This is a genomic window from Curtobacterium sp. VKM Ac-2887 (assembly GCF_015350935.1).
Lineage (GTDB): Bacteria > Actinomycetota > Actinomycetes > Actinomycetales > Microbacteriaceae > Curtobacterium.
Window position 1 is genome coordinate 207871 of the sequence record NZ_JADKSB010000002.1, and the last position, 24943, is coordinate 232813.

Annotated in this window: 22 protein-coding genes and 1 riboswitch; of the genes, 10 read left to right on the forward strand and 12 right to left on the reverse strand. The window is 70.0% G+C overall.

Annotated elements, in window-relative coordinates; translation table 11 throughout:
• Positions 1-24: 24 nt before the first annotated feature.
• The gene (locus ITJ69_RS03785; RefSeq protein ID WP_159571621.1) at positions 25-513 is read right to left on the reverse strand and encodes a GNAT family N-acetyltransferase; all 489 of its coding nucleotides are present in this window, start codon (positions 511-513) and stop codon (positions 25-27) included.
• A 68-nt stretch (positions 514-581) separates the two neighbouring features.
• Here ITJ69_RS03785 and ITJ69_RS03790 point away from each other — a divergent pair, with 68 nt between their 5' ends.
• Positions 582-1466 (forward strand): LysR substrate-binding domain-containing protein, encoded by an 885-nt coding sequence (locus tag ITJ69_RS03790; RefSeq protein ID WP_194672043.1) that lies wholly within the window; start codon positions 582-584, stop codon positions 1464-1466.
• Between the two features lie 40 nt (positions 1467-1506).
• Here ITJ69_RS03790 and ITJ69_RS03795 read toward each other — a convergent pair whose 3' ends face one another.
• The 4 genes from ITJ69_RS03795 to ITJ69_RS03810 are packed head-to-tail and all read right to left on the reverse strand — an operon-like array spanning position 1507 to position 3412.
• The gene (locus tag ITJ69_RS03795) at positions 1507-1767 is read right to left on the reverse strand and encodes a hypothetical protein (RefSeq protein WP_194672044.1); all 261 of its coding nucleotides are present in this window, start codon (positions 1765-1767) and stop codon (positions 1507-1509) included.
• Positions 1764-2246, reverse strand: coding sequence for an FBP domain-containing protein (locus ITJ69_RS03800; RefSeq protein ID WP_123673093.1), 483 nt, complete (start codon positions 2244-2246; stop codon positions 1764-1766). Before ITJ69_RS03800 ends, ITJ69_RS03795 begins: the two co-directional genes overlap by 4 nt.
• Positions 2247-2286: 40 nt before the next feature.
• Positions 2287-3024, reverse strand: a complete 738-nt coding sequence (locus tag ITJ69_RS20865; protein WP_111084961.1) for a M48 family metalloprotease — start codon at positions 3022-3024, stop codon at positions 2287-2289.
• Between the two features lie 13 nt (positions 3025-3037).
• Positions 3038-3412, reverse strand: coding sequence for a BlaI/MecI/CopY family transcriptional regulator (locus tag ITJ69_RS03810; protein ID WP_111084962.1), 375 nt, complete (start codon positions 3410-3412; stop codon positions 3038-3040).
• A 96-nt stretch (positions 3413-3508) separates the two neighbouring features.
• A riboswitch (glycine riboswitch) is annotated at positions 3509-3611 on the forward strand.
• Between the two features lie 151 nt (positions 3612-3762).
• Between ITJ69_RS03810 and gcvT the strand changes: the two genes are divergently transcribed.
• The 3 genes from gcvT to gcvP are packed head-to-tail and all read left to right on the forward strand — an operon-like array spanning position 3763 to position 8199.
• A complete protein-coding gene (gene gcvT / locus ITJ69_RS03815) occupies positions 3763-4881 on the forward strand; it encodes a glycine cleavage system aminomethyltransferase GcvT (RefSeq protein WP_194672045.1) in 1119 nt (372 codons plus the stop codon).
• Between the two features lie 4 nt (positions 4882-4885).
• Positions 4886-5263, forward strand: a complete 378-nt coding sequence (gcvH, locus tag ITJ69_RS03820; RefSeq protein ID WP_123294121.1) for a glycine cleavage system protein GcvH — start codon at positions 4886-4888, stop codon at positions 5261-5263.
• Entirely contained in the window at positions 5260-8199 is a 2940-nt protein-coding gene (gene gcvP / locus ITJ69_RS03825; RefSeq protein ID WP_228504725.1) for an aminomethyl-transferring glycine dehydrogenase, read from the forward strand. Before gcvH ends, gcvP begins: the two co-directional genes overlap by 4 nt.
• Here gcvP and ITJ69_RS20870 read toward each other — a convergent pair.
• Complete coding sequence (locus ITJ69_RS20870) at positions 8196-10193, reverse strand: S9 family peptidase (RefSeq protein ID WP_194672046.1); 1998 nt, start codon at positions 10191-10193, stop codon at positions 8196-8198. The two genes, gcvP and ITJ69_RS20870, sit on opposite strands and share 4 nt — an antisense overlap.
• A 306-nt stretch (positions 10194-10499) precedes the next feature.
• Here ITJ69_RS20870 and ITJ69_RS03835 point away from each other — a divergent pair, with 306 nt between their 5' ends.
• The 5 genes from ITJ69_RS03835 to ITJ69_RS03855 all read left to right on the forward strand — a co-directional run bounded on the left by ITJ69_RS03835 (position 10500) and on the right by ITJ69_RS03855 (position 16531).
• Positions 10500-12125 carry a peptide ABC transporter substrate-binding protein gene (locus tag ITJ69_RS03835; RefSeq protein WP_194672047.1) on the forward strand — a complete coding sequence of 542 codons (1626 nt, stop codon included), beginning with the start codon at positions 10500-10502 and terminating at the stop codon, positions 12123-12125.
• Between the two features lie 228 nt (positions 12126-12353).
• Positions 12354-13283, forward strand: coding sequence for an ABC transporter permease (locus ITJ69_RS03840; RefSeq protein WP_123938970.1), 930 nt, complete (start codon positions 12354-12356; stop codon positions 13281-13283).
• On the forward strand, positions 13273-14223 hold the full coding sequence (locus ITJ69_RS03845; RefSeq protein ID WP_123938969.1) for an ABC transporter permease: 951 nt from the start codon (positions 13273-13275) through the stop codon (positions 14221-14223). The genes ITJ69_RS03840 and ITJ69_RS03845 overlap by 11 nt, the downstream gene beginning before the upstream one ends.
• Positions 14220-15962 carry a dipeptide ABC transporter ATP-binding protein gene (locus ITJ69_RS03850; RefSeq protein WP_131878322.1) on the forward strand — a complete coding sequence of 581 codons (1743 nt, stop codon included), beginning with the start codon at positions 14220-14222 and terminating at the stop codon, positions 15960-15962. Before ITJ69_RS03845 ends, ITJ69_RS03850 begins: the two co-directional genes overlap by 4 nt.
• A 62-nt stretch (positions 15963-16024) precedes the next feature.
• Positions 16025-16531, forward strand: a complete 507-nt coding sequence (locus ITJ69_RS03855) for a PH domain-containing protein (RefSeq protein WP_133936894.1) — start codon at positions 16025-16027, stop codon at positions 16529-16531.
• A 181-nt stretch (positions 16532-16712) separates the two neighbouring features.
• Here the strand turns inward: ITJ69_RS03855 and ITJ69_RS03860 are convergent, their stop codons facing one another.
• From ITJ69_RS03860 to ITJ69_RS03870, 3 genes are read right to left on the reverse strand one after another with little or no spacing between them, the layout of a single operon-like run.
• The gene (locus tag ITJ69_RS03860) at positions 16713-18857 is read right to left on the reverse strand and encodes a dipeptide ABC transporter ATP-binding protein (RefSeq protein WP_123294114.1); all 2145 of its coding nucleotides are present in this window, start codon (positions 18855-18857) and stop codon (positions 16713-16715) included.
• A complete protein-coding gene (locus tag ITJ69_RS03865) occupies positions 18850-19788 on the reverse strand; it encodes an ABC transporter permease (RefSeq protein ID WP_123340697.1) in 939 nt (312 codons plus the stop codon). Before ITJ69_RS03865 ends, ITJ69_RS03860 begins: the two co-directional genes overlap by 8 nt.
• Before the next feature lie 3 nt (positions 19789-19791).
• Complete coding sequence (locus tag ITJ69_RS03870) at positions 19792-20772, reverse strand: ABC transporter permease (RefSeq protein ID WP_123938965.1); 981 nt, start codon at positions 20770-20772, stop codon at positions 19792-19794.
• A 256-nt stretch (positions 20773-21028) separates the two neighbouring features.
• On the opposite strand from ITJ69_RS03870, the gene ITJ69_RS03875 reads away from it, so the two are divergent.
• Positions 21029-22747 (forward strand): ABC transporter family substrate-binding protein, encoded by a 1719-nt coding sequence (locus tag ITJ69_RS03875; RefSeq protein WP_194672048.1) that lies wholly within the window; start codon positions 21029-21031, stop codon positions 22745-22747.
• A 92-nt stretch (positions 22748-22839) separates the two neighbouring features.
• Here ITJ69_RS03875 and ITJ69_RS03880 read toward each other — a convergent pair whose 3' ends face one another.
• From ITJ69_RS03880 to ITJ69_RS03890, 3 genes are all read right to left on the reverse strand, one after another.
• A complete protein-coding gene (locus tag ITJ69_RS03880) occupies positions 22840-23391 on the reverse strand; it encodes a PH domain-containing protein (protein WP_194672049.1) in 552 nt (183 codons plus the stop codon).
• A gap of 270 nt (positions 23392-23661) precedes the next feature.
• Positions 23662-24141 carry a peroxiredoxin gene (locus ITJ69_RS03885; RefSeq protein ID WP_131878336.1) on the reverse strand — a complete coding sequence of 160 codons (480 nt, stop codon included), beginning with the start codon at positions 24139-24141 and terminating at the stop codon, positions 23662-23664.
• A 9-nt stretch (positions 24142-24150) separates the two neighbouring features.
• Positions 24151-24900, reverse strand: a complete 750-nt coding sequence (locus tag ITJ69_RS03890; RefSeq protein ID WP_123294108.1) for a CPBP family intramembrane glutamic endopeptidase — start codon at positions 24898-24900, stop codon at positions 24151-24153.
• Between the last annotated feature and the right edge of the window lie 43 nt (positions 24901-24943).

The following is a 24943-nucleotide window of genomic DNA, read 5'->3' on the forward strand; positions in this document are numbered from 1 at the left end:
CCCATCGTCGGTGCCGCTCACGCGTCAGCGCAGCTCGAGCGTCATGTGCACGTCGGCGCGGACGTAGGGGCTCGGGACGAGCTCGTCGTTGCGCAGGTGCCGGAAGCCGAACGCCTCGTACAGGTGCACGGCGCTGGCCAGCTGTGCGTTGCTCTCGAGGTCGATCCGCTGCGCGCCGAGCTCCCGGGCGCGATCGAGGGCAGCGGCGATGAGCTTTCGCCCGGTGCCGTGCCCCTGGTGACCGGGCGCGACGGCCATCTTCACGAGTTCGAACACCCCCGGGGTCGTCGGCACGATGCCGATGCACCCGATGACCTGGTCGTCGAGTCGCGCGACGAAGACGGCGCCGCCGGGCTCGACGACGTGACCGACGGGGTCGCCGAGGAACTTGCGGTCCTCGTCCTCGAGCGCGAAGAACTGCGTGATCCAGGCCTCGTTGAGGACACGGAACGCCTCGGCGTCAGCGGGGGTGGCGAGGTCGGCGATGGTGACGGTGGAGGTCGCTTCGGGCATGTGTCCATCCTCCGACCCGGATGAGGTCACGTCCAATACTCGTTCGCTTCGATCGATAGGCTGCGTGCATGGATCGGGATCCGGACGTCGACTTCCGCCAGCTCCGGGCGTTCCTGGCGGTGGCCGACGAACTGCACTTCGGGCGCGCGGCCGAGCGCCTCCGCATCGCGCAGCCGGCGCTGTCCCAGCAGATCCGCCGCACCGAGCGCGAACTCGGCGTCGACCTGTTCGTCCGGACGAGCCGCAGCGTCGCCCTCACCGCCGCCGGCCAGGCGCTGCAGGGTCGTGCGCGGTCGTTGCTCGGGCAGGTGCGCCGCGATCTCGACGAGACGGTCCGGGTCGGGCGGGGCGAGGCCGGCCGGCTCGACGTCGGGTTCGTCGTCTCCGCGCTGCCCCTCGGGCCGATCGAGCGGGTGCAGGCGTTCCGTGCGCGGTACCCGCTGGTCCGTGTGGACCTGACCGAGGGCTACTCGTCGACGCTCCTCGCCCGGATCGTGCGGGGCGAGCTGGACCTGGCCGTCGTGCGCGACCCGGATCCGGACCCCGCCGTGCGGCTGCTGCCGTTCCGGACCGAGGCGTTCGTCGCGGCGGTCCCACGCGGACACCGGCTCGCGGGCCGTGCGGCGATCCGCGGCACCGAGCTCGTGGACGAGCCGTTCGTGTTCTTCCCGGCCGTGGCCGGTTCGCTCGCGACCGAGCGGAACCTCGCCCCGGTCACCGCCGGTGGTCGACGGCCCGTGGTCGTGCAGGAGGCCACGACCTGGGCCACCGTCCTGCACCTGGTGGGTGCGGGACTCGGCGTGACCGTCGCTCCGGAGAGTGCCGCGCTCGCCGCACCGGACACCGTCGTGCTGCTGCCGCTGACCGACAGCGATCACCGCAGCGAGCTGTCGTGGGCGATGCGCGCCGACGACGACCGCGAGATCCTGCGCAACTTCGTCGAAGCCGACTGAGCGACGCCGACTGAGCGACGCCCGGCTGGAAGCGCTTCGCTCAGCCGAGCGCGAGCGCGAGCACGGGCGCCCGGTGGTCGCCGAGCTCGTCGACGTGCCACGGCTGTGCACCCCGCAGGGTCAGCCCGAGCTGCACGAGCACGAACCCGACGTGGAGTTCGACGTCCGGGTCCCACGGACCCTCGACCCCGAGGCCGAACGCACCGAGTTCGTCGTCGGCCTCGTCGCGCAGGGTGAGGCGCCAACGGCCGTCGCCGAGTTCCTCGACCACGGCCCAGCGGGCGGTGCCGAAGCGGCTCACGCCGACTTCATGATGTCCGCGGTGAAGTTCTGCACGCGCTGCAGCAGCGAGGCACCGCGCATCGCGATCGTCGCCGGCGGGTTGAGGTGCGGGGGAGCGGTACGGATGAGCATGGAGCACCCGAGGTCCTCGCAGATGTAGGTGCCGATCGTGTTGCCGTTGCGCCCGGCCTCGCCCGCACGGGGTGCCGAGAACAGCCGCACCTGCGTCGCCGGCTGGGGGGAGTGGCAGAACGAGCACATCGCGGCGATGCCGGCGCGCAGGGATCCGCCCGCGGACCGCACGATGATGCCCACGGGGCGGTCGTCGATCCAGGACACGATGTACCCGCGGCGGGCGGCCTGCGGGTCGCGCCAGCCCAGGAACTCGCGCTCGTCCCAGAGCATCTCGTGCAGGCCGGGGATCGGCAGCTGCTCGAGCTCGTCGGGGGTGGCGTTGACGAACGAGGATCGGATGTCGGCTTCGGTCAGTGGCTTCACGGTCCGATCACCATATGCCTCGCCTCCGACACGTGCTCGCTCAGGAAAGCCTGGAGGCTCGGATCGCCCCGAGCGCGCTGCTCTCGTCCGCCACCAGGACGGCCCGGCGCAGGGCGTCGCGTCCGACACGTCGGGCCGCGGCGTCGTCGGCCGCGAACTCCACGAGGACGCGCGTCGAGCGCGCCATGGCGCGCGCACCGGGCACCCACGGGACCGCACGTTCGATCGATTCGGCGACCGCGACCGCAGCCGCGTGGTGCTGGGTCAGGTGGGCGCGCTCGTGGGCGACCACGGCCTCCAGTTCGTCCGTCCGCAACCGGTCTGCCAAGCCGGTGCTGACCAGCACACCGCCGCTCCGCCCGGGCACGGCGCAGGCCAGGGCGTGGTCCGCGTCGACGACGGCCACCGGGGTGCCGTCGATCTCGCGGTGCGGCGCGACGCCCGATCGCATGGCCTGGCGGACGGCCTCGTGCTCGGGCCCGGGCCGGACGCGGACGGCGACGACGAACGCGATGACCGCGAGCAGTGCGACGCCGACGTTGAAGCCGTGCGTGGGGGAGCCGTCACCGCCGAGGAGCTCGGTGAGCGGGCGGTCGGCGAGCACGACGAGGGCGATGCCGGCGACGAACCCGACGACGCCGAGCAGCACCGCGAGCGACCAGCAGACCAGGGCGGTGCGCGGGCGGTCGATGGTCCAGGCGGACCGGGTCAGCACCCGCGGTGCGAACACGACCACCAGCAGGGCGAGGACGATGAGCGCGATGCCGGCGACGACCACGGAGCGACCCCGGTCAGGAACGAGCGCGGGCGTCGAGGGCGCGGCGCAGGGCCTCGAGGTCGTCGGAGGCGAGCGAGCCGGTGAACTGCAGCAACGCTGCTTCACGGTCGGCCGAGGCGGCGAGCGCACTCGACATGAGGGACGCGGTCTGTTCGTCGCGGCTGTGCACGGCACGGAAGCTCAGCGGGGCGTCGTCGTGCTCCTGCCGCTCCACCTGGCCCTTGCGGCCGAGCCGGTCGAGGACGGTGAGCACGGTGGTCAGCGCCGGCCGGGGCTCCGGGAAGGCATCGAGCACCTGTCGTGCGGTGAGGCCGTCGGTCACGGAGCGGAGCGCGTCGAGCACCGCTTGCTCGAGCTGCCCCCTGGGGCGTGATCGCTGTCCGGCCATCCCCGCATTCTACGAGATGTCGAAGGCCGGCACGCGACACACGTTCGTAACGCGGTCTCGGTATGCTCGGCGCGGACAACTGAACACACCGGCCGCTCATCCGTCGCGGGAGACGCCGTGCAGTGCCCATGGGCGCACGCACGGCACCGAAGGAGCAATCCCCCCGTCAATCTCTCAGGTCCCACACCGCAGCGGACAGGCCACTCTGAAAAGCAGACGCTCAGTCGTCTCGCCCACGGTGAAAGCCGCCGGACCTCACGGGCCGCGGTGAAACTCTCAGGCCCATGACAGAGGGGGAGTTCCACCCGGCGATCGTCGCCGGGCCCTGCTGATGCCAGGAGAACTCCGCCATGAGTCCGACGCCACTGCGTTCGTCCCCGCTCGAACCCGCGCACGAAGCCGCCGGTGCGACCTTCACCGACTTCGCCGGGTACCGCATGCCCGTGCGCTACTCGTCCGACCTCGCCGAGCACCACGCCGTGCGCCAGTCGGCCGGGGTCTTCGACCTGTCGCACATGGCCGAGATCGGCGTCACCGGTCCGGACGCCGTCGCGTTCCTCGACCACGCGCTCGCCGGCTCCTTCGGCGCGATGCCGCTCGGCCGCGCGAAGTACTCGCTGCTGCTCGCCGAGGACGGCGGGATCCTCGACGACCTCGTCGTGTACCGCACCGACGACGACGTGTTCCTCGTCGTCGCGAACGCCTCGAACCGCGAGGTCGCCGTCGCCGCACTGTCCGCGCGCACCGACGGGTTCGACATCGCGGTGTCGGACGACTCGGACAGCACCGCACTCGTCGCGATCCAGGGCCCCGCGGCCGCCGGCACGCTCGACGCCCTCGTCGTCGCCGACCGCCTGCAGCCGGAGAGCCCCCTCGACGACCTCGGCTACTACCGCGCCCTGCACGCCGTGTTCGACGGCTCCGAGGTGCTCGTCGCCCGCACCGGGTACACCGGCGAGGACGGCTTCGAGCTGTACAGCGCACCCGAGGTCGCCCCGGCGATCTGGGACGCGCTGCTCGAGGCCGGTGCCGACCGCGGTGTCGTCCCCGCCGGGCTCGCGGCACGCGACACCCTGCGGCTCGAGGCCGGCATGCCCCTGTACGGGCACGAGCTCGGCACCGACGTGCGTCCCGCCCAGGCAGGCCTCGGCCGCGTGGTCGCCAAGAGCGGTGACTTCGTCGGCGCTGCCGGGGTTGCGCCGTCGGACGACGCCCGCGTGCTCGTCGGGCTCGTCACCGAGGGCCGCCGCGCCCCGCGTGCCGGCTACGACGTGGTCCACGACGGCGCGGTCGTCGGCACCGTCACCTCGGGAGCCCTCTCGCCGACGCTCGGCCACCCGGTCGCGATGGCCTTCGTGGAGCCGGCGCTCGCCACCGAGGGACAAGTCCTGCACATCGACGTCCGCGGAACGGCCATCCCCAGCACCGTCACCGCGTTCCCCTTCTACCGCCGTCCTCAGAAAGGCTGATCCCGTGAGCGACCAGACCGCACTCCAGTACACCGCCGACCACGAGTGGCTCCTCGTCGAGGGCGACACCGTCACCGTCGGCATCACGGACCACGCCGCCGAGCAGCTCGGTGACGTCGTCTACGTCGAGCTCCCCGCCGTCGGCACCGCCACCACCGCGGGCGAGCAGATCGGCGAGATCGAGTCCACCAAGAGCGTCGGCGAGCTCTTCGCGCCGATCGAGGGCGAGGTCGTCGCGGTCAACGACGCCGTGGTCGACGCCCCCGACACGGTCAACCAGGACCCGTTCGGCACCGGCTGGCTCGTGAAGATCAAGGTCGACGGCACCTCGTTCCCCGAGGACCTGATGGACCACGACGCGTACCGGGCGTCCATCGCATGACCGGCCCCGACGACCAGCGGGGGTTCCAGAACCTGCAGACCTCGTTCGCCGACCGCCACATCGGCACCACCCCGGCCGACCAGCAGACGATGCTCGACACCGTCGGCCGGCCGTCGCTCGACGCCCTGGTCCGTGCGGCGATCCCGGAGTCGATCCACGCGGCGCCCGTCACCGACTCGGTGATCCCCGCCGCCGTCGGCGAGACCGAGGCGCTCGCCGAACTCCGCGCGAAGGCCGGGCGCAACACCGTCCGCCGGGCCATGATCGGCCTCGGGTACCACGGCACCCACACCCCCGCCGTGATCCAGCGGAACGTGCTCGAGAACCCGAGCTGGTACACGGCCTACACGCCGTACCAGCCGGAGATCTCGCAGGGCCGACTCGAGGCGCTCATCAACTTCCAGACCATGGTCTCCGACCTGACGGGCATGGCCACCGCCGGCGCCTCGATGCTCGACGAGGGCACCGCCGTGGTCGAGGGCATGCTCCTCGCCCGCCGCGCGTCCAAGGTCAAGGGCGACGCGTTCCTGGTCGACGACGACCTGCTGCCGCAGACCCGCGCGCTGCTCGACCACCGCGCCGACGCCGTCGGCATCACGCTGCGTGCGTTCGACCCCATCGCCGGACCGACCGACGAGCAGCTCGACGGCGCCTTCGGCGTGATCGTGCAGTACCCCGGTGCCTCCGGCCGGATCGTCGACCCGTCGTCGATCATCGAGCGCATCCACGCCGGGGGCGGCATCGCCGTCGTCGCGGCCGACCTGCTCGCCATGACCCTGCTCGCCAGCCCTGGCGACCTCGGCGCCGACGTCGCCGTGGGCACGAGCCAGCGATTCGGCGTCCCGCTCGGCTTCGGCGGCCCGCACGCCGGGTACCTCGCCGTCCGCGCCGGACTCGAGCGCCAACTGCCCGGTCGCCTGGTCGGGGTGTCCTTCGACGCCGACGGTGCGATGGCCTACCGCCTCAGCCTGCAGACCCGCGAGCAGCACATCCGCCGCGAGAAGGCGACGAGCAACATCTGCACCGCGCAGGTCCTGCTCGCCGTCATGGCCTCGATGTACGCCGTGTACCACGGACCCGAGGGGCTGCGGCTCATCGCGAACCGGGTCGCCCGGACGACGTCGGCGCTCGCCGCGGTCGCCCGTGACGCCGGGCTCGAGGTCGTGCACGACGCGTTCTTCGACACGCTCACCCTGCGGGCCACCGGTCGTGCCGGGGCGCTCGTCGCCGCAGCGCAGGACGCGGACTTCCTGCTGCACCAGGTGGACGAGGACGTGTTCCAGCTCTCCGTCGACGAGACGACCACGCCCGACGACGTCGCCCGACTGGCGGGCGTGTTCGGGGCGGTGGACGTGACCGTCCCCGCGATCGAGGCGACCGTGCGTGACGCGGCCACGGGCCTCCCGGCCGGTCTGCTGCGCGAGAGCGAGTACCTGACGCACCCCGTCTTCAGCGCACACCGCAGCGAGACCCGCATGATGCGGTACCTGAAGCACCTGGCGGACAAGGACTACGCGCTCGACCGGGGCATGATCCCGCTCGGCAGCTGCACGATGAAGCTCAACGCGGCGACCGAGATGGCCGCGGTGACGTGGCCGGAGTTCGCGAACATCCACCCGTTCGCGCCGCGCGGCGACGTCGAGGGCTACCTCGACATGATCGGTGACCTGGAGTCCTGGCTGGCCGAGGTCACCGGGTACGACACCGTGTCCCTGCAGCCGAACGCCGGCAGCCAGGGTGAGCTCGCCGGACTCCTCGCGATCCGCGGGTACCACCTGGCGAACGGCGACACCGAGCGCACCGTCTGCCTCATCCCGTCGAGCGCGCACGGTACGAACGCCGCGTCCGCGGTGCTCGCCGGCATGAAGGTCGTCGTGGTCGCCTGCGACGAGAACGGCAACGTCGACCTCGCCGACCTCCGCGCGAAGACGGAACAGCACGCCGACACCCTCGCGGCGCTGATGATCACGTACCCGTCGACCCACGGCGTGTACGAGCACGACATCCGCGAGATCTGCGACGCCGTGCACGACGCCGGCGGGCAGGTCTACGTCGACGGCGCGAACCTCAACGCCCTGCTCGGCCACGCCCGCTTCGGCGACTTCGGCGGCGACGTCTCGCACCTCAACCTGCACAAGACCTTCTGCATCCCGCACGGCGGTGGCGGACCCGGTGTCGGTCCGGTCGCGGCGAAGGCGCACCTGGCGCCGTACCTGCCGGGGCACCCGTTCGCCCAGCAGGCCGACCGACGGCCCGGTTCGACCGCGGCCGAGGCCGACGGCCGACTGGCGCACGCCGGCGGCCCGGTCAGCGCGGCCCCGTACGGCAGCCCGAGCATCCTGCCCATCACGTGGACCTACGTCCGGATGATGGGGCTGGAGGGCCTCACCCGTGCGACCGAAGCCGCTGTGCTCGGGGCGAACTACATCGCGGCACGACTGCGCGACGCGTTCCCGGTGCTCTACACGGGCGAGGACGGCCTCGTGGCACACGAGTGCATCCTCGACCTGCGGCCGTTGCGCGACACCACCGGCATCACCGTCGACGACGTCGCGAAGCGCCTGGTCGACTACGGCTTCCACGCCCCGACCATGTCGTTCCCGGTCGCCGGCACCCTGATGGTGGAGCCGACCGAGAGCGAGGACCTGGCCGAGCTCGACCGCTTCGTCGACGCGATGCTCGCCATCCGTGCCGAGGCCTCGGCCGTCGAGCGTGGGGAGTGGCCGGCGGACGACAACCCGCTCGTGCACGCCCCGCACACGGCCTCGTCGGTGATCTCGGGGGAGTGGGAGCACGCCTACACCCGCGAGCAGGCTGTCTACCCGCTGCCGGGCATCAGCGGCCGCAAGTACTGGCCGCCGGTGCGCCGGATCGACCAGGCGTACGGCGACCGCAACCTGGTGTGCGCGTGCCCGCCGGTGGAGGCGTTCGCCTAGCGACCCGCGTCCACCGGCGTGACGGGCAGGTGCTCCGCCCACCAGGCGAGGACGTGCTCGAACCGCTGCACGCGGTGCCACGGCGTACCGGAGCGGGAGAGCTCGTGGCCCTCGCCGGGGAACACGAGGAACGACGCGTCGACTCCTGCGCGCCGGAGGGCCACGAACTGGCGCTGCCCCTGCTCGATCGGGCAGCGCCAGTCCGCTTCCGAGTGCGCGACCATGAACGGGATGGTGACCTGCGCGGCGTACGTCAGCGGGCTCCGGCGACGCTGCTCTTCCGGGTCGGCGCCGACGTACGCGTCGGCGAAGTACCAACCGATGTCGGAGCTGCCCGCGAACGAGTCCCACGCGTTCACGGCGCGCTCGCTCCACGCGGCGACGAACCGCTCGCCGTGGTGTGCGGCGACCCAGCTCGTCATGAACCCGCCGTACGAGCCGCCCATGATGCCGACGCGTGCCGCGTCGAGGTCGGGGCGCTCGAGCGCTGCGTCGAGCAGGGCGAGCACGTCGTCGACGTCGACGGTGCCCATCGCCCCGATGACCGCGCGGCCGTGGTCGAGCCCGTAGCCACCGGATCCTCGCGGGTTGCCGATGACGACGGCGTACCCGGCGCTGGCGTAGACCTGCGCCTCGTCGAAGAACGCCCAGGTGTCCTGGCCGAACGGTCCGCCGTGCACCACCCGGAGGACGGGGTGCGGCCCCTCGCCCTCGGGCAGGACGACCCAGCCGTGCACCGGGGTGCCGTCGGCAGCGTTCCCGGTGAGCTCCTCGATGCGGCGGACACCGGGGGCCGATGCCTCGGACCGGAGCGGGGCCGCGTAGTCGGTGAGGACCGTCGGCAACGCATCGTCGGATGCCGTGAGGTCGACCACGTGCACCTCGCCGGGCGAGTCCGTCGTGGCCGCCGTGGCGACCAGGACGTCCCGGTCGACGTCGAAGCCCGAGACGACCAGACGGCCCCCGAGGACGACCCCCAGCTGGTCCAGCCGGAGCGGGTCCGTCGTGCCGGCCGGGACACGACGGACGGTGACGGTGCCGCGGTCGAGCACCTGCACGAGGACGTCGTCGCGGTGGAACACCGGCGTCCCGGAGACGTCGACCGTCTCGCGGGCGGTCAGTCGGACCGGTTCGGAGTCGTGGGCCGCGACCCACAGCCCTTCGGGTTCGCCGACCAGTCGCCCGTCGCGGTGCGACGCCCCGACGTAGTGGACGGTACGGTCCGGGGCGATCGCGATCGAGCTGACCGAACCCTCGGTCCGGATCGCCAGCGCCATCGTGCCGTCGGACGCGTCGACGCGGTACAGGTCGTCGTCGTGGGTCTCACGCACACCGAGGTCTCGCGGGGCGACGACGAGGAGCGCGCCGCTGTCCGGGTACCAGGCCGGTGCGGAGACCGAGCAGGGCGCGCTCGTGAGCGGGGAGTCCACCGGTGCCGCTGCCGGGTCGGTGACGTCGACGACCACGATCTGCTGCGGCTTGTCGAGCAGGTACCCCGTGCCGTCGACGTGGAAGTCGAGCCGGGACACGAGCCGCGGCGCCTCGGCGGCCGCTGCCGGGCGACGGTCGCCGCCGGGGACTGCGGAGCCGTAGCGCCCGGGTTCGGGGAACCGTGCGGTCACCGCGACACGTGTCGAGTCGGGCGACCAGACGGGGTCGCCGGCACCGAGGGGGAGCGCGGTGAGGACGCGGGCCTCGCCGCCGTGCACCGGTGCGACGGCGAGCTGTGGGTGGGCGACGCCGTGGTCGTCCTGGACGGACCGGAGGAAGGCGAGCGAGCGACCGTCGGGGGACAGTGTCGGCGACGAATCGCGGTCGCCGGACGTCCAGCGGACCGCGCCCTCGCCGGTCACGCGTTCGATGGTGCTGCGGTAGGCGTCCTGTTCGAGGTCCGGACGCGAGACGGCGACGAAGGCCGCTCCGCCGTCCCTGGGATCACCGCTGACGGTGGGGGAGGAGGGGACGTGGAGATGGGGGATGTCGTTCGCGAGCACGTGTTCACGGTACGGCTGGTGCGGCGCGGATGCCCGGGTCCTGAGGGGGACTCGGGACAGGTCTTCCTTGCACAGAACTGTGTCGCAGTGCAACGAATTTCATGCAGATGCAACAAAAGCGCGAGGGCGTTCAGCACGCGCGCGAATCTTGCATCTTCTCGCAAGGATCGTGCAAGTTGGTTACCGGCTTGTAACCGTTCGCTCCAGGGTTTGGAGGCTGCTGTCCACCTTGCCTACAGTGCAGATGTCAAACGCGCCCGGGTGACACCGCTGTGCCCTTGCGCGTCCCATGCACCAGGAGGAACCTTGATCAAGAAGCGCGCCGGGCTCACAGCCCTCGCCGTGCTCGGGGCCACAGCACTCGCCCTGACCGCCTGCTCCAGCAACAGCAACAGTGGGGGTGGCTCGGGCTCGTCCAACGCCTCCGGCATCGTCACGACCAACGGCAGCGAGCCGCAGAACCCGCTGATCCCGTCGAACACCACCGAGACCGGTGGCGGCAAGATCATCGACTCGCTCTTCGAGGGCCTCGTGTCCTACGACGCCGACGGCAAGTCCGTCAACGAGGTCGCGAAGAGCATCGACACCGATGACTCGAAGACCTTCGACATCAAGCTGAACACGAACTACACGTTCACGAACGGCGAGAAGGTCACCGCGGAGTCCTTCACCAAGGCCTGGAACTGGGCCGCGCAGAAGTCGAACGCCCAGGGCGCCAGCTACTTCTTCGAGAACATCGAGGGCTACAACGCCGACAAGGACTCGGAGCTCACGGGCCTCAAGGTCGTCGACGACGACGAGTTCACCGTCACGCTGAAGTCGGCCCAGTCGGACTTCCCGCTGTCGCTCGGCTACTCGGCGTTCGTGCCGCTGCCGTCCTCGTTCTACGACGACACCAAGGCGTTCGGTGAGAGCCCGATCGGCAACGGTCCGTACAAGCTCGACGGCAAGAAGGCCTGGACGCACAACCAGTCCATCAAGCTCGTCACCAACAAGGACTACGAGGGCAAGCGCAAGCCGAAGAACGGTGGTCTGACGATCACGTTCTACGCCTCGCAGGACACCGCGTACTCCGACGCGCAGGGCGGCAACCTCGACGTCCTCGACGCCGTGCCGGATGCAGCCTTCGCGACGTACAAGTCGGACTTCCCGGACTCGAACGTCAACCAGCCGGCCGCCATCTTCCAGGCGATCTACCTGCCGTACTACCTCGACCACTGGAAGGGCGAGGAAGGCACGCTGCGTCGTGAGGCCGTCTCGATGGCCATCAACCGCAAGCAGATCACCGACAAGATCTTCGACGGCACGCGCACCCCGGCGAAGGACTTCACGTCGCCGGTCATCGCGGGCTGGAACGACGACCTCGACGGCTCCGACGTCCTGGACTACAACGAGTCCGCGGCCAAGAAGCTGTGGGCCGAGGCCGACAAGATCTCGAAGTACGACGACACCCTCACCATCACGTACAACGCCGACGGTGGGCACGAGGCGTGGGTGACCGCGGTCACGAACTCGATCTCGAACACGCTCGGCATCAAGGCCGAGGGCAACGCGATCCCGACGTTCCAGGAGGCCCTTGACCTCCAGACGAACGACAAGCTCACGGGCGGCAGCCGCACCGGTTGGCAGGCCGACTACCCGTCGCTGTACAACTTCCTCGGCCCGACCATGGGTGAGGGCTCGTCGAACAACTACTCGCGGTACGACTCCAAGGAGTACAACGACCTGCTCGCCGAGGGCCGTTCGGCCGCCACGGTCGAAGAGGGCAACAAGTCCTTCGACCAGGCCCAGGAGCTCCTGTTCAAGGACCTCCCGGAGATCCCGCTCTGGTACTCGAACGTCACCGGTGTCTGGAACGCCGACAACGTGTCCAACGTGAAGTTCGGTTGGAACTCGGTGCCGCTGTACTACGACATCGAGGTCACGAAGTAACACCGCTCTCCTCGAGAGCACCGCGTGGGCAGGTATCCTGCCTCGCGACCACCGGACGGGGGTTCGGGGACCGCACAGGTCCCCGAACCCCCGTACCTCGGCGGCAACACCTTCCCCCACCACATCGGGCGCCGCCGCCCGAACCGGACATCCGTGCCGACCCTCGGAACGTCCACCCCTCACCACAATGAACCTGATCGACATCGCTCCGGACCGGGCAGGGATCTGATGCTCTGGTACCTCGGCAAGCGCCTCCTGCAACTCATCCCCGTGTTCTTCGGGGCCACGTTCCTCATCTACTTCATGGTGTTCTCGCTGCCCGGCGACCCGATCGCAGCACTGTTCGGCGACCGCCAGCCGTCGCCGCAGGTCATCGAGACCCTGCGCCAGCAGTACAACCTGGACAAGCCGTTCATCGTCCAGTACCTGCTCTGGATCGGCGGCGTGTTCCGCGGCGACCTCGGCGTGACCTACTCCGGTCTGCCGGTCAGCCAGCAGCTCGCCTCGGCGTTCCCGATCACCGCTCGCCTGGCGATCCTCGCGCTCGTGTTCGAGGCCGTCGCCGGCATCGTCGTCGGTGTCATCGCGGGTCTGCGCAAGGGCAAGCTGTTCGACGCCACCGCCCTGGTCGTGTCGCTCCTGCTCATCTCGGTGCCGACCTTCGTCGTCGGGTTCCTGCTGCAGTACGTGTTCGGCATCAAGCTCGGGTTGTTCCGGGTCACGGTGTCCGGAGAGGCCCCCTGGTCCGAGCTCGTCCTGCCCGCCATCGTGCTCGCGACGGTGTCGTTCGCCTACATCGTGCGCCTCACCCGCGCCAGCGTCGCCGAGAACACCACGGCGGACTTCGTGCGCACCGCGACCGCGAAGGGCCTGCCCCGTCGTCGTGTGGTCGGCGTGCACATCTTCCGGAACTCGCTCATCCCCGTGGTGACCTACCTGGGTGTCGACATCGGCAACCTGATGGTCGGCGCGATCGTCACCGAGGGCATCTTCAACATCAACGGTGTCGGCGGCACGGTGTTCCGCGCCGTCAAGCTCGGCGAGGGCCCGACGGTGGTCTCCTTCGTCGCCGTGATGGTCATCATCTTCATGCTCGCCAACCTCCTGGTGGACCTGCTCTACGCCGTCCTGGACCCGAGGATCCGCTATGCCAAGTAACGCCGCACCCCGTTCGGCGACGCACTTCGTCGCCCCGCTGGAGGAAACGCCCCTGCAGGCGATCGACCAGGTCAACGAGGACGAGAAGACCCGTTCCCTGTGGACCGACGCCTGGGAGTCCATGCGGACCCGTCCGACGTTCTGGATCTCCTCGATCCTGATCCTGCTGATCATCGTCGTCGCGGTCTTCCCCGGGCTCTTCGCCCACGTCGACCCGCGGGCGTCGAACCTCGACAACAGTGACGGCGGACCCGAGGCCGGGCACATCCTCGGCTTCACGCGCCAGGGCTCCGACGTCTACGCCCGCGTGATCTGGGGCGCCCAGAACTCGCTCATCGTCGGCATCGTCGCGACGGTCCTGGTGTCGCTGGTCGGCATCGTGATCGGCGCGCTGGCCGGTTTCTACGGCGGCTGGCTCGACACGATCGTGTCCCGCATCGGCGACATCTTCTTCTCGATCCCCACCGTCCTCGGTGCGATCGTGATCATGTCCGTCATCCCCGCGCGGAACGCGATCACCGTCGCGCTCGTGCTCGCCGCGTTCGCGTGGCCGCAGATCGCCCGCATCATGCGTGGTGCTGTCCTGAGCGCCAAGCAGGCCGACTACGTCATGGCGTCGGCGGCCCTCGGCGTCAGCCGGTTCAAGACGCTGCTGCGCCACGTCATCCCGAACTCGCTGGCTCCGGTCATCGTGGTCGCGACCGTCTCGCTCGGCTCCTTCATCGTGGCCGAGGCGACCCTGTCGTTCCTCGGCATCGGACTGCCGCCGTCGGCCCTCAGCTGGGGTCTCGACATCGGCACGGCGCAGACGTCGATCCGCACCAACCCGTCGACGATCTTCTGGCCGTCGGCCGCGCTGTCCATCACCGTGCTCGCGTTCCTGCTCCTCGGTGACGTGGTGCGCGACGCGCTCGACCCGAAGGCGAGGGCCCGCCGATGAGCGAGACGCTGACCAACCCCACCGGCCGACGCACCAACGCCGACGGCGCCCCGCTGCTCGAGATCCGCGACCTGCAGGTCGGCTTCAAGACGCAGTCCGGTCTCGTGCAGGCCGTGCGCAGTGTCGACCTCACCCTCGAGCAGGGCGAGCGCCTGGCCATCGTCGGCGAGTCCGGTTCCGGCAAGTCGACGAGCGCCCAGGCGATCATCAAGCTGCTGCCCGGCACCGGCCAGGTCACCGGCGGGTCGATCAAGTTCAACGGGCGCGAGCTCGTCGGGCTGAGCGACAAGGAGATGTCCGAGATCCGCGGGAAGGAGATCGGCTACGTCCCGCAGGACCCGATGTCGAACCTCAACCCGCTGTGGTCGATCGGTTTCCAGGTCGAGGAGGCGATCCGTGCGAACGGCATGGCCACCGGCAAGAAGGCCGTCCGCGACCGTGCGATCGAGGTCCTGAAGGAAGCGGGCCTCGGCGACGCCTCGACCCGCCTCAAGCAGTACCCGCACGAGTTCTCCGGCGGTATGCGACAGCGCGTGCTCATCGGCATCGGTCTGTCGAGCCGCCCGCAGCTGCTCATCGCCGACGAGCCGACGAGCGCGCTCGACGTCACGGTCCAGCGCGTCATCCTCGACCACCTCGAGAGCCTGACCCGCGACTTCGGCACCTCGGTGCTGTTCATCACGCACGACCTCGGCCTCGCCGCCGAGCGGGCCGAGAAGCTCGTCGTGATGTACAAGGGCCAGGTCGTCGAGGCCGGTCCCTCGAAGGAGATCCTGGCCAACCCGCAGCACCCGTACACGCAGCGCCTGGTCGCCGCGGCGCCCTCGCTCGCGAGCCGCCGCATCCAGTCGAAGGTGCAGCACGAGCGCATCGAGATCGCCGACGCCGGCAACGACGACGCCGAGCTCATCGCCCGGGCGCAGGAGCGCGAGCACCGTCCCGCCGAGGACCTCATCGTGGTGAAGAACCTCGAGAAGATCTACAAGCTGCGCGGCAAGAGCCTCGCCACGCGCGAGCTCAAGGCCGTCGACGACGTGTCGTTCGCGATCCCGAAGGGCACCACCACGGCGCTCGTCGGCGAGTCCGGTTCGGGCAAGTCGACCGTCGCCAAGCTGGTGCTGCAGCTCGAGAGCATCTCGAGCGGCACCGTGCAGTTCGACGGCATCGACATCGGCGCGCTGAAGGGCAAGGACCTCTTCGACTTCCGCCGCCGCGTGCAGCCGGTGTTCCAGGACCCGTACGGCTCGCTGGACCCGATGTACAACGTCGGGAACACGATCGCCGAGCCGCTCGCGACGCACAAGGTGGGCGACAAGGCATCGCGTCGGGCCCGCGTGCTCGAGCTGCTCGACCAGGTCGCGCTGCCGAAGTCGATGGTCAACCGCTACCCGAACGAGCTCTCGGGCGGGCAGCGGCAGCGCATCGCCGTCGCCCGCGCGCTCGCGCTCAAGCCGGAGGTCATCGTCCTCGACGAGGCCGTCTCCGCGCTCGACGTGCTCGTGCAGGGGCAGATCCTCGACCTGCTGACGGAGCTGCAGACCGAACTCGGCCTGACCTACCTGTTCATCACGCACGACCTGGCGGTCGTCCGCCTCGTCGCGGACAACGTGTGCGTCATGCGCCAGGGCAAGATCGTCGAGAAGGCGACGACCGACGAGGTCTTCGCCGCCCCGAAGGAGCAGTACACGAAGGACCTCCTGGCCGCCATCCCCGGCGCCGGGTTCGAGTTCGGACGCTGATCCTGCTGGACACGAACGAGGCCGGACGTCCCGTCGTCCTCCGCGCTGGTCGCGGAGGCGCCGTGGCGGCCGGCCTCGTCGCCGTCCTGGGCCTCTTCCTGCTGGTCGACGCGGCCGTGCGTGGCAGCTGGATCGTGGTGCTCGACGCCGTCGGACCGATCGCCGTGCTCGTCTGGGTCCTGTGGGTGCTCACCTACCGCCCGTGCATCCGCATCGACGACACGGCCGTCACCGTCGTCAACCCGCTCCGCCGCACCGTGGTGCCGTGGCACGCGGTCGCCGACGTCAAGCTCCGCTGGCAGATCGTCATCGAGACGGTCGCCGGCCGTCGCGTGCAGTGCTGGGGCGGTCCGTCGCTGCCCCGGCCGAAGCCGGCCCGGCGCGGCGAGCGTGCCGTGCTGCGCCAGCCGGATGAGATGACCGTGCTGCTCGACCGCTGGGCGGAGCAGCGTGCCGTCGCCGGTGACGGCGACGCCGTGCGCGGCTGGGACGTGCCGGCCCTGGCGGTCGGCGCAGCGGCGCTGGCGCTGCTCGCCGCCTCGCTGCTCAGCCTGTGGCTGGGAGCCTGACGCGGCTCGCGATCGCGACCACGAGACGGACGGGAGGCCCGGCGCACGACGTGTGCCGGGCCTCCCGTCCGTCTGCGGCTCACGTCCACTGCCGCGCTTGGTGAGCAGAAATGGTCGGGTCCGCGAACGGGACCCGACCATTCCTGCTCACCAGGTGGAGCGGTGAACGTGACCCGCGTCGTCAGACGACCGCGCCGACCCGCTCGGTGAGCAGGTGCTCCTGGTCGGTCTGGATGCACGCGACGCCGCGGCCGTGCACGTCCTGCAGACGCGGGTCGACGGTGCGGCACTGTTCCTGCCGACCCTCGTCGAGGAGCTGGTAGAGCGGGCAGCGGGTGCGGAACCGGCAGCCGTCGATGCGCTCGGTGGGGGAGGGCAGGTCGCCGTCGAGCAGGATCCGCCCGCGGGCGGCCTCGGCGGACGGGTCCGGCACCGGCACGGCCGACAGCAGGGCCCGCGTGTACGGGTGCTGCGGGTCGGAGAACACCTTGTCGCCGTCGCCGTACTCGACGATGCGGCCGAGGTACATGACCGCGACGTCGTCGGCGATGTGCCGGACGACGGAAAGGTCGTGGGCGACGAACAGGTAGGACAGGCCGAGGCGGTGCTTCAGGTCCTCGAGCAGGTTGATCACGCCGGCCTGCACCGAGACGTCGAGCGCCGAGACGGGCTCGTCGAGCACGAGGATCTTCGGTTCGACGATGAGCGCCCGGGCGATGCCGATGCGCTGCCGCTGGCCGCCGGAGAACTCGTGCGGGTACCGGTCGATGTAGCTGGGCTCGAGCCCGACGAGCTCGAGGACCTCGCGGACCCGGCGGCGGATCTCGTCCTTCGCGACCCCGTGCACCGTGAGCGGTTCACCGATCACCGAACCGATGTCGAGCCGGGGGTCGATCGACGCCATCGGGTCCTGGAACACGACCTGGATGTCGCGGCGGATCGCCAGGCGGTCCTTCTTCGACAGCGACGCGGTGTCGACGCCGTTCACCCGGATGGTGCCCTGCTGCGCGCCGGCGAGCTCGAGGATCTCCATGATCGTGGTGGTCTTGCCGCAGCCGGACTCACCGACCAACCCGAGCACCTGGCCGCGCTTCAGCGTCAGGGAGATGCCGTCGACCGCGTGCACCTCGCCGATCTGCCGCCGGAAGAGCGCGCCCTTGGTGAGCGGGAACGTCTTGACGACGTCGGTGAGCTCGAGCACGACGTCGTCGCCGTGGTCGACCGCCGCCTCGGGGATGTCCTCGGGGCGGGGGAAGATCTCCGACCGCTCGAGGGTGCCCGCCGCGATCTCGTCGCGACGGATGCACGCGGCGGTGTGGTCGTCGAGCAGCGTGCCGTTGCCGATCGTCGGGACTGTCCCGGTCAGGACCGGGTTGTCGCCGCTCTGCGGGACGGTCGGCTCGACCAGCGCGGGCTCGCCGTCGCGGCAGGCGTCGATGACCGCCGGGCAGCGGTCGGCGAACGGGCAGCCGGTCGGCTTCTGCGTGAGCAGGGGCGGGCGGCCCTCGAGCGGGACGAGTCGTTCGGTGCGGGCCGCGGTCATGTTCGGCATCGAGCGGAGGAGCCCGATCGTGTACGGCATGACGGGCTCGCGGAAGAGCGGCTCGACCGGAGCCGTCTCGACGATGCGGCCCGCGTACATCACGGCGACGCGGTCCGCGTTGCCGGCGACGACACCGAGGTCGTGCGTGATCAGGACCACGGCGGCGCCGGTCATGTCCTTCGCCGTCTGCAGCACGTCGAGGATCTGCGCCTGGATCGTGACGTCGAGCGCGGTGGTCGGCTCGTCGGCGATGATCAGCTTCGGGTCGTTCGCGATGGCGATGGCGATCATCGCGCGCTGCCGCATGCCGCCGGAGAACTCGTGCGGGAACGCGTCGAGCCGCCGAGCGGGGTTCGGGATGCCGACGACGCGCAGGAGCTCCTCGGCGCGGGTGCGGGCGGCGTGCTGGGTGAGGGAGCGGTCGTGCAGTCGCAGCCCCTCGATGATCTGCTGGCCGATCGTGTACACGGGCGTCAGGGCGGACAGCGGGTCCTGGAACACCATCGCGATGTCGCCGCCGCGCAGGCGGGACATCTCGCGGTCGTTCTTGCCCAAGAGCTCTTGGCCGTCGAAGCGGATGCTGCCCTCGACGTGGGCGGACGACGGGAGCAGACCCATCACGGCCATCGAGGACACCGACTTGCCGGAGCCGGACTCGCCGACGATCCCGAGGAACTCGCCGGGGGCCACCGTGTAGTCGACCCCGCGGACGGCGTAGACGGGCTTGGTCTTCGGGTTGAACGTGACCGACAGGTCGGACACGGTCAGCAGCGGCTCAGTCACGGTTGGCTCCGGAGGTGGGGTCGATGGCGTCGCGCAGGGCGTCGCCGAGCAGGCTGGTCGAGAGCACGGTCGCGACGAGGGTCGCGGCGGGCAGGACGAACAGCCACGGGCGGGTGACGGCGGACTGGCTGCCGGCGGCGAGCAGGGTGCCGAGCGAGACGTCGGGGATCTGGATGCCGAAGCCGAAGAAGCTCAGCGAGCTCTCCGCCAGGATCGCGGCCCCGACGCCGAGCGTCGCGTCGATGATGAGCAGGGACGCCACGTTCGGCAGGATGTGCCGTCGGATGATCGTGAACGCCGGCACCCCCATGAAGCGAGCGGCCTTGACGTAGTCGCGCTCGCGCAGGGACATCGTCTGGCCGCGGATGACGCGGGCCATCACCATCCAGCTGAACACCGCGAGGCCGACGATGAGCGCCACCCACGTCAGGTTCTTGAACACCGGGCTGAGGAGCACGAGCGCGTAGAACGACGGGATCACGAGCAGCAGGTCGATGACCCACACGAGCACGCGGTCCACGGTGCCGCCGAAGTAGCCGGCGATCGCACCGACGATGCCGGCGATCAGCGTGGCGGCCGGACCGGCGATGAGGCCGATGAGCAGCGACTTCTGCAGGCCGACGAGCGTCTGCGCGTAGATGTCCTGGCCGATGTCGTTCGTGCCGAACCAGTGCGCGGCGCTCGGCGGCATGCCGAACGCCAGACCGTCGGAGTCGACGGCGTTCCAGTGGTACAGGTGCGGGCCGACGAAGGCCCACAGCAGGATGAGCAGCAGGGCGCCGCCACCGATGCGGGCACGCCAGGTGCCGAACACCTTGCGCCAGAGCGGCGTGCGGCCGCCCTTGACCTCGATGACGTGCGCCGGGGTGCCGGCGTTGCCGTCACCGGGGTCACCGGCAGTGGTCGTGGTCGTGGGGTCGAGAACAGACACGGGTCACACCCTCACTCGCGGGTCGAGCGCGGCGTAGAGCAGGTCCGCGAGGGTTCCTGCGATGAGCACGAGGATCGCCGTGAAGAGGATCGTGCCCGAGGCCGCGTTGATGTCGTTGTTGGTGATGCCCTGGACGAAGTACTCGCCCATGCCGTGCCAGCTGAAGACCAGCTCGGTGATGCTCGCGCCGGTCAGGATCAGCCCGAACGAGTACGCGAAGAACGTCGACATCGGGATGAGGGCGACGCGGACGCCGTGGCGCATGATGGCCGATCCACGCGTCCGGCCCTTCGACCGCGCGGTGCGGATGAAGTCGTTCGACAGCACGTCGAGCATCGCGGAGCGCTGGTACCGCGAGTACGTGGCGACGGCGCCGACGGTCAGCGAGATCGTGGGTAACAGCAGGTGTATCAGCCGGTCGCCGAGCACCGGGAAGAACCCGTTCACCCCCGGCGTGTACTCACCCGTGAACCGGATCACCTGGGTGCCGAGCCCCTGGTTCATCGCGGTCGCGAGGATCATCAGGACGACCGCGATGACGAAGGTCGGGGTGGCGAGCACGGCGAACGACAGGTACGTCGAGACCTGGTCCGACGTGCGGTACTGGCGGACGGCGTTCCACACGCCGAGCAGCACCCCGAGGATCGCGCCGAGCAGGGTGCCGATGACCAGCAAGCGCAGGCTCGTACCGGAGCGGGCGACGATGTCGGCCGTGACCTCGGTGCCGCGGGTGCTCATGCCGAGCGAACCGTGCGTCACGAGGTTCGACCACCAGGTCCACGTCCGGACGATGAGCGGGGTGTCCGGATCGGCACCGAGCTTCCGCAGGGACGCGTCGATCGTGCCCTGCGGCACGGCCGGGTTGCGGCCCAGGAACCGGGCAGCCGGGTTGAGCGTGCTGCTGGCGAGGATGTAACCGAGGGTCGTCGCGACGATCGTCAGGACGATGTAGTTGACGATCCGCTTTGCGATGAAGGCAAGCATGTACTGGGACCTCGTGGGGTGCGGCCGTCCGTCCGGACGGCGTTGTCGGTGGCGACAGGTTAGCCGCTCGCGACGGAGGGGTGGGACTTCCGTTGTGACGCTATGCAACATTCGTTACGAGCATGTTTCGATTCCCCACATCAACCCTTGTGGAGCCTTCGGATGTGACTAGGGTTCTCAACCAACAGGCGTGGCGGCGGGGGTCGCCGCGTTCCAGCGCGAACTGCGCGAACCACAACGAAAGGGAATCCTCGCCATGCGAAAGAGGATCAAGGGCATCGCCGTGCTGGCCACCGCTGCGGCTGCGGCCGTCGTGCTGGCCGGCTGCTCCGGCGGTGGACAGGCGGGCAACAGCAGCTCCGCGGTCGCCGAGTCGTCGCTGAAGTCGACCGGCTGGACCGTCGCGGACCGCGCGGACGTCAAGGACGGCGGGTCGATCACCCTGCCGATCGACACCGCGCCGGCGAACTTCCAGATCAACAACCTCGACTCCGGGACCGTCGACGACCAGACGATCGCCGGGACCTACCTGCCGAGCTTCATCCAGTTCAAGGAGAACGGCGAGTGGGAGGCGAACAAGGACTTCGCGACCTCGGTCGAGCTGACCAAGGACTCGCCCCAGACCGTCGAGATCAAGATCAACCCGAAGGCCGTGTGGTCCGACGGCACCCCGATCAGCGCGAAGGACGTCATCGCCAACTGGAAGGCGCTGAACGGCACGAACAAGGCCTTCGCACCCCTCGCCACCAACGTGTGGGAGGACGTCGACTCCGTCAAGCAGGGCTCCGACGAGCGCGACGTCATCATGACGTTCTCGAAGACGAACGCCGACTGGGCGAGTGTCCTCGGCACCATCTACCCGTACTGGGCGGTCGACACCCCCGAGCACTTCAACACGGCCTGGGCCAAGGGTCCGTACGCCGCTGACGGCAAGACCTACGTCTCCGGTGGCCCGTACATCGTGAAGTCCTTCGACGCCAACGGCGGCGTGCTCACCTTCGAGAAGAACCCGAAGTGGTGGGGCGACGAGGGCAAGCTCGACACCATCGTCTTCAAGACGGTCTCGCGTGACGGCGTCGCGCAGGCGTACGGCAACAAGGAACTCGACGCGTTCAACCTGAACGGCAGCGCCGACAACCTCAAGACGGCGAACTCGCGCTCCGACTCGAAGATCGAGCGCTCGCTCGGCACCACGCAGCGGCAGATCACGCTGAACGGCACCTCGGACGTCTTCAAGGACCAGGACGTGCGCCAGGCGTTCGCCCAGGCCATCAACCGCAAGGTCCTCGCCCAGGCGATCCTGTCGCCGGTGAAGAGCCCGGGTGACGTGCTCAACAACCTGACGTACCTGCCCGGTCAGGAGGGCTACCAGGACGACGTCTCGTCGGTCTACGGCTACAGCACCGACAAGGCGAAGTCGAAGCTCGAGGACGCCGGCTGGAAGGTCGGTTCGGACGGCTACGCGACCAAGGGCGGCAAGGAACTCGACGTCCGCTTCGTGATCCCGTCGGACAACCCGAACTCGGCGAACGTCGCGCAGCTCGTGCAGCAGCAGACGAAGCTCGCCGGCTTCAAGGTCACGATCGACACCGTGCCCTCGGACGACTTCTTCACGAAGTACATCACCACCGACGGCCGTGACTTCGACGCCACGTACTTCGCGTGGCAGGGCACGCCGTTCCCGATCTCGTCGCTCAAGTCGATCTACTACCCCGCCGACGCCGGCCAGAACTACACCGGCGTGACGGACGACTCGCTCGGCGCGGCATGGGACAAGGCGAACGCCGAGCTCGACGCCGACGCCCGCATCAAGGACGCGCAGGCGATCGACAAGAAGATCGTCGCCGTCGCCGGCACCATCCCGCTGTTCGCCGAGCCGTACGCCTGGGGTGTCCGCAAGGACCTCGTGAACTACGGCCCCGCGCAGTTCCAGCAGTACTCGGTCAAGTGGCAGGACGTGGGCTACACCAAGTAGTCCTGCGGTCGCACGACCCGCAACGACACCCTCGACGTCGCACGACGTCGGGGGTGTCGTTCTGCGTCGGCGGGGGAGTGGACGCCGGGACGCTACAGCCGGGCCGCCGCGAGCGACGCCGCGATCCCGAGCACGACGAACGCCAGGACCGTCCACCCGTGCACCCGGTGGGTTATTGGCGCCGCCGTCACGGTCGCGGGCGGCGGGCCGTCCTGCGGAGCCGTGGCGGGCACGAGGGCCAGCATCTGCGCGGCCGCAGCGTCGACGTCGAGGTGATCCGGGCCTCCCGGTCGGCCCTGGACCTGCGCGGTGAGCCGCGCGGTCGGGCGCGTCGCGATCCAGACGCGGCGGACGCCCTCGCTCGTGACGACCTCGATGCCGTACTTCGTGCGCACCTCGGTGACGCGCGACCACGTGTAGGTGCTGGTGCGGCGGACGTCCACGATCCGCAGGTGCTCGGGGGTCAGCTCGATGCGCGGCCGCCAGAGCGCGGCCCACGCCACGAACGCGATGCAGATGCTCGGGACCGGGACGAGCCACGGGTTGCTGCCACCGAGCAGTGCCAGGGGGACGAGCGCCACCGCGACGACCCAGAGGGCGATGGCGAGACGGCGGAGGCCCGGGGCGACGATGGTGGTGTGCACCGGACGAGGTTACGAGATGCCTCCCCGGAGACGCCCGGGGAGCGGGTGTGACACACCAGCGCGTATCTCCGGACGACCCGATTCCCCGGGGAGGCAGATCCTGCGTGGACCTCTCGTGCCGACAATGGTCGTCGCCCCCAGTTCGGGTGTCAATACCCCATGGCGACGGATTCCGGGATTCCCCACGCCGGGAACGGCGGAAGCCGCGTGATCCGCGGGAGTCGCGGGGTCAGCGGGTTCCGCGGGTTCCGCGGGTTCCGCAGGATCCGGTCACGAGACGAGCAGTTCGATCTGTTCTCGGATGGTCTCGGCCGTCGGGAACCGCAGACCGACCAGGCCGACGTGCCGCCACCGCACGACCCCGTCGGGACCGATCACGAACACCGACCGACGGAGTCCGATCCCCGGCGCGCGCACACCGTAGTCGCGGATCACCGAGCCGGCCGTGTCGCTCAGCAGGGGGAACGTGAGCGAGGAGCCGCGCGCGAACGTCTCGTGCGAGTCGAGGGCCTGCGGGCTGATGCCCCACACCACGGCGCCGAGGTCGTCGAACTCGTCGAGCTCCGCCTGGTAGCTGCAGAGCTGCGCGGTACAGACGGCCGTCGCGTCGCCGGGGTAGAAGGCGAGCACCACGGTCCGGCCGATCTCCGACGACAGGTCGTACTCGTCGTCGGTGCGGACCCCGTCGCGGACGATCATGCCCGGCAGGGTGAACGTCGGCGCGGACTCGCCGACCTCGGGGATGCTCATGTGCTCACGCTACGAGAACAACCGGGGGAACGCGCTCGCGACCCAGGGGTACCCGACGAACACCGCGGCGTCGAGCAGGCAGTGCGTGATGATCAGGGGCATCAGGCGGCCCCACTTCGTGTAGATCCAGCCGAACACGATGCCCATCACGGCGTTGCCGACGAACGCGCCGAAGCCCTGGTACAGGTGGTAGCTCCCGCGCAGCAGTGCCGTCGACAGGATCACCTGCCACCGCCCCCAGCCCAGGTCGCCGAGCCGGGCGTAGAGGTACCCGATCACGATGACCTCTTCCTGCAGGCCGGAGCGGATCGCGGACAGCAGCAGGACCGGCACCGTCCACCAGTACGAGTTCAGGGCAGCGGGGTCCACGTTCACCGTGATGCCGAGCGCACGCCCGGCGAAGTACAGGGCGAGCCCCGGGATCCCGATGCACAGCGCGATGAGCGCCGGACCGCCCAGGTCGGGCTTCACCCGGAACCGGTCGATGCCGAGCCGGGACAGGTGCGGGCGGGACGTGCTCCACAGCAGGAAACAGACGAGCGCGACCGGTGCCAGGTCCACTGCGATCCCGAGCAGCTGCCGGGCCAGGTCGACGTACTGCACCGTCGTCGACGACGTGTTGAGTGCCGTGGACTGCTCGCCGAGCGGGGTCGTCTGCGACAGGTCGTCGATGATCTGGAGGATCGAGTACAGCGCGCTGGCACCCAGTGAGAGCAGCAGCACGATGGTGATCTCGACCCACGTTCGCCGTCGGCTCATCTGCTGTACTCCTGACGGTTGCGAACTACCGGTAGACTGGCGT

What these genes read in the sequence shown, in the direction of transcription:
- ITJ69_RS03785 (WP_159571621.1), bottom strand. Translation starts at nt 513, where the DNA reads ATGCCCGAAGCGACCTCCACCGTCACCATCGCCGACCTCGCCACCCCC.
- ITJ69_RS03790 (WP_194672043.1), top strand. Translation starts at nt 582, where the DNA reads ATGGATCGGGATCCGGACGTCGACTTCCGCCAGCTCCGGGCGTTCCTG.
- ITJ69_RS03810 (WP_111084962.1), bottom strand. Translation starts at nt 3,412, where the DNA reads ATGGCCGGACAGCGATCACGCCCCAGGGGGCAGCTCGAGCAAGCGGTG.
- gcvT (WP_194672045.1), top strand. Translation starts at nt 3,763, where the DNA reads ATGAGTCCGACGCCACTGCGTTCGTCCCCGCTCGAACCCGCGCACGAA.
- gcvP (WP_228504725.1), top strand. Translation starts at nt 5,260, where the DNA reads ATGACCGGCCCCGACGACCAGCGGGGGTTCCAGAACCTGCAGACCTCG.
- ITJ69_RS03840 (WP_123938970.1), top strand. Translation starts at nt 12,354, where the DNA reads ATGCTCTGGTACCTCGGCAAGCGCCTCCTGCAACTCATCCCCGTGTTC.
- ITJ69_RS03845 (WP_123938969.1), top strand. Translation starts at nt 13,273, where the DNA reads ATGCCAAGTAACGCCGCACCCCGTTCGGCGACGCACTTCGTCGCCCCG.
- ITJ69_RS03850 (WP_131878322.1), top strand. Translation starts at nt 14,220, where the DNA reads ATGAGCGAGACGCTGACCAACCCCACCGGCCGACGCACCAACGCCGAC.
- ITJ69_RS03870 (WP_123938965.1), bottom strand. Translation starts at nt 20,772, where the DNA reads ATGCTTGCCTTCATCGCAAAGCGGATCGTCAACTACATCGTCCTGACG.
- ITJ69_RS03875 (WP_194672048.1), top strand. Translation starts at nt 21,029, where the DNA reads ATGCGAAAGAGGATCAAGGGCATCGCCGTGCTGGCCACCGCTGCGGCT.
- ITJ69_RS03885 (WP_131878336.1), bottom strand. Translation starts at nt 24,141, where the DNA reads ATGAGCATCCCCGAGGTCGGCGAGTCCGCGCCGACGTTCACCCTGCCG.
- ITJ69_RS03890 (WP_123294108.1), bottom strand. Translation starts at nt 24,900, where the DNA reads ATGAGCCGACGGCGAACGTGGGTCGAGATCACCATCGTGCTGCTGCTC.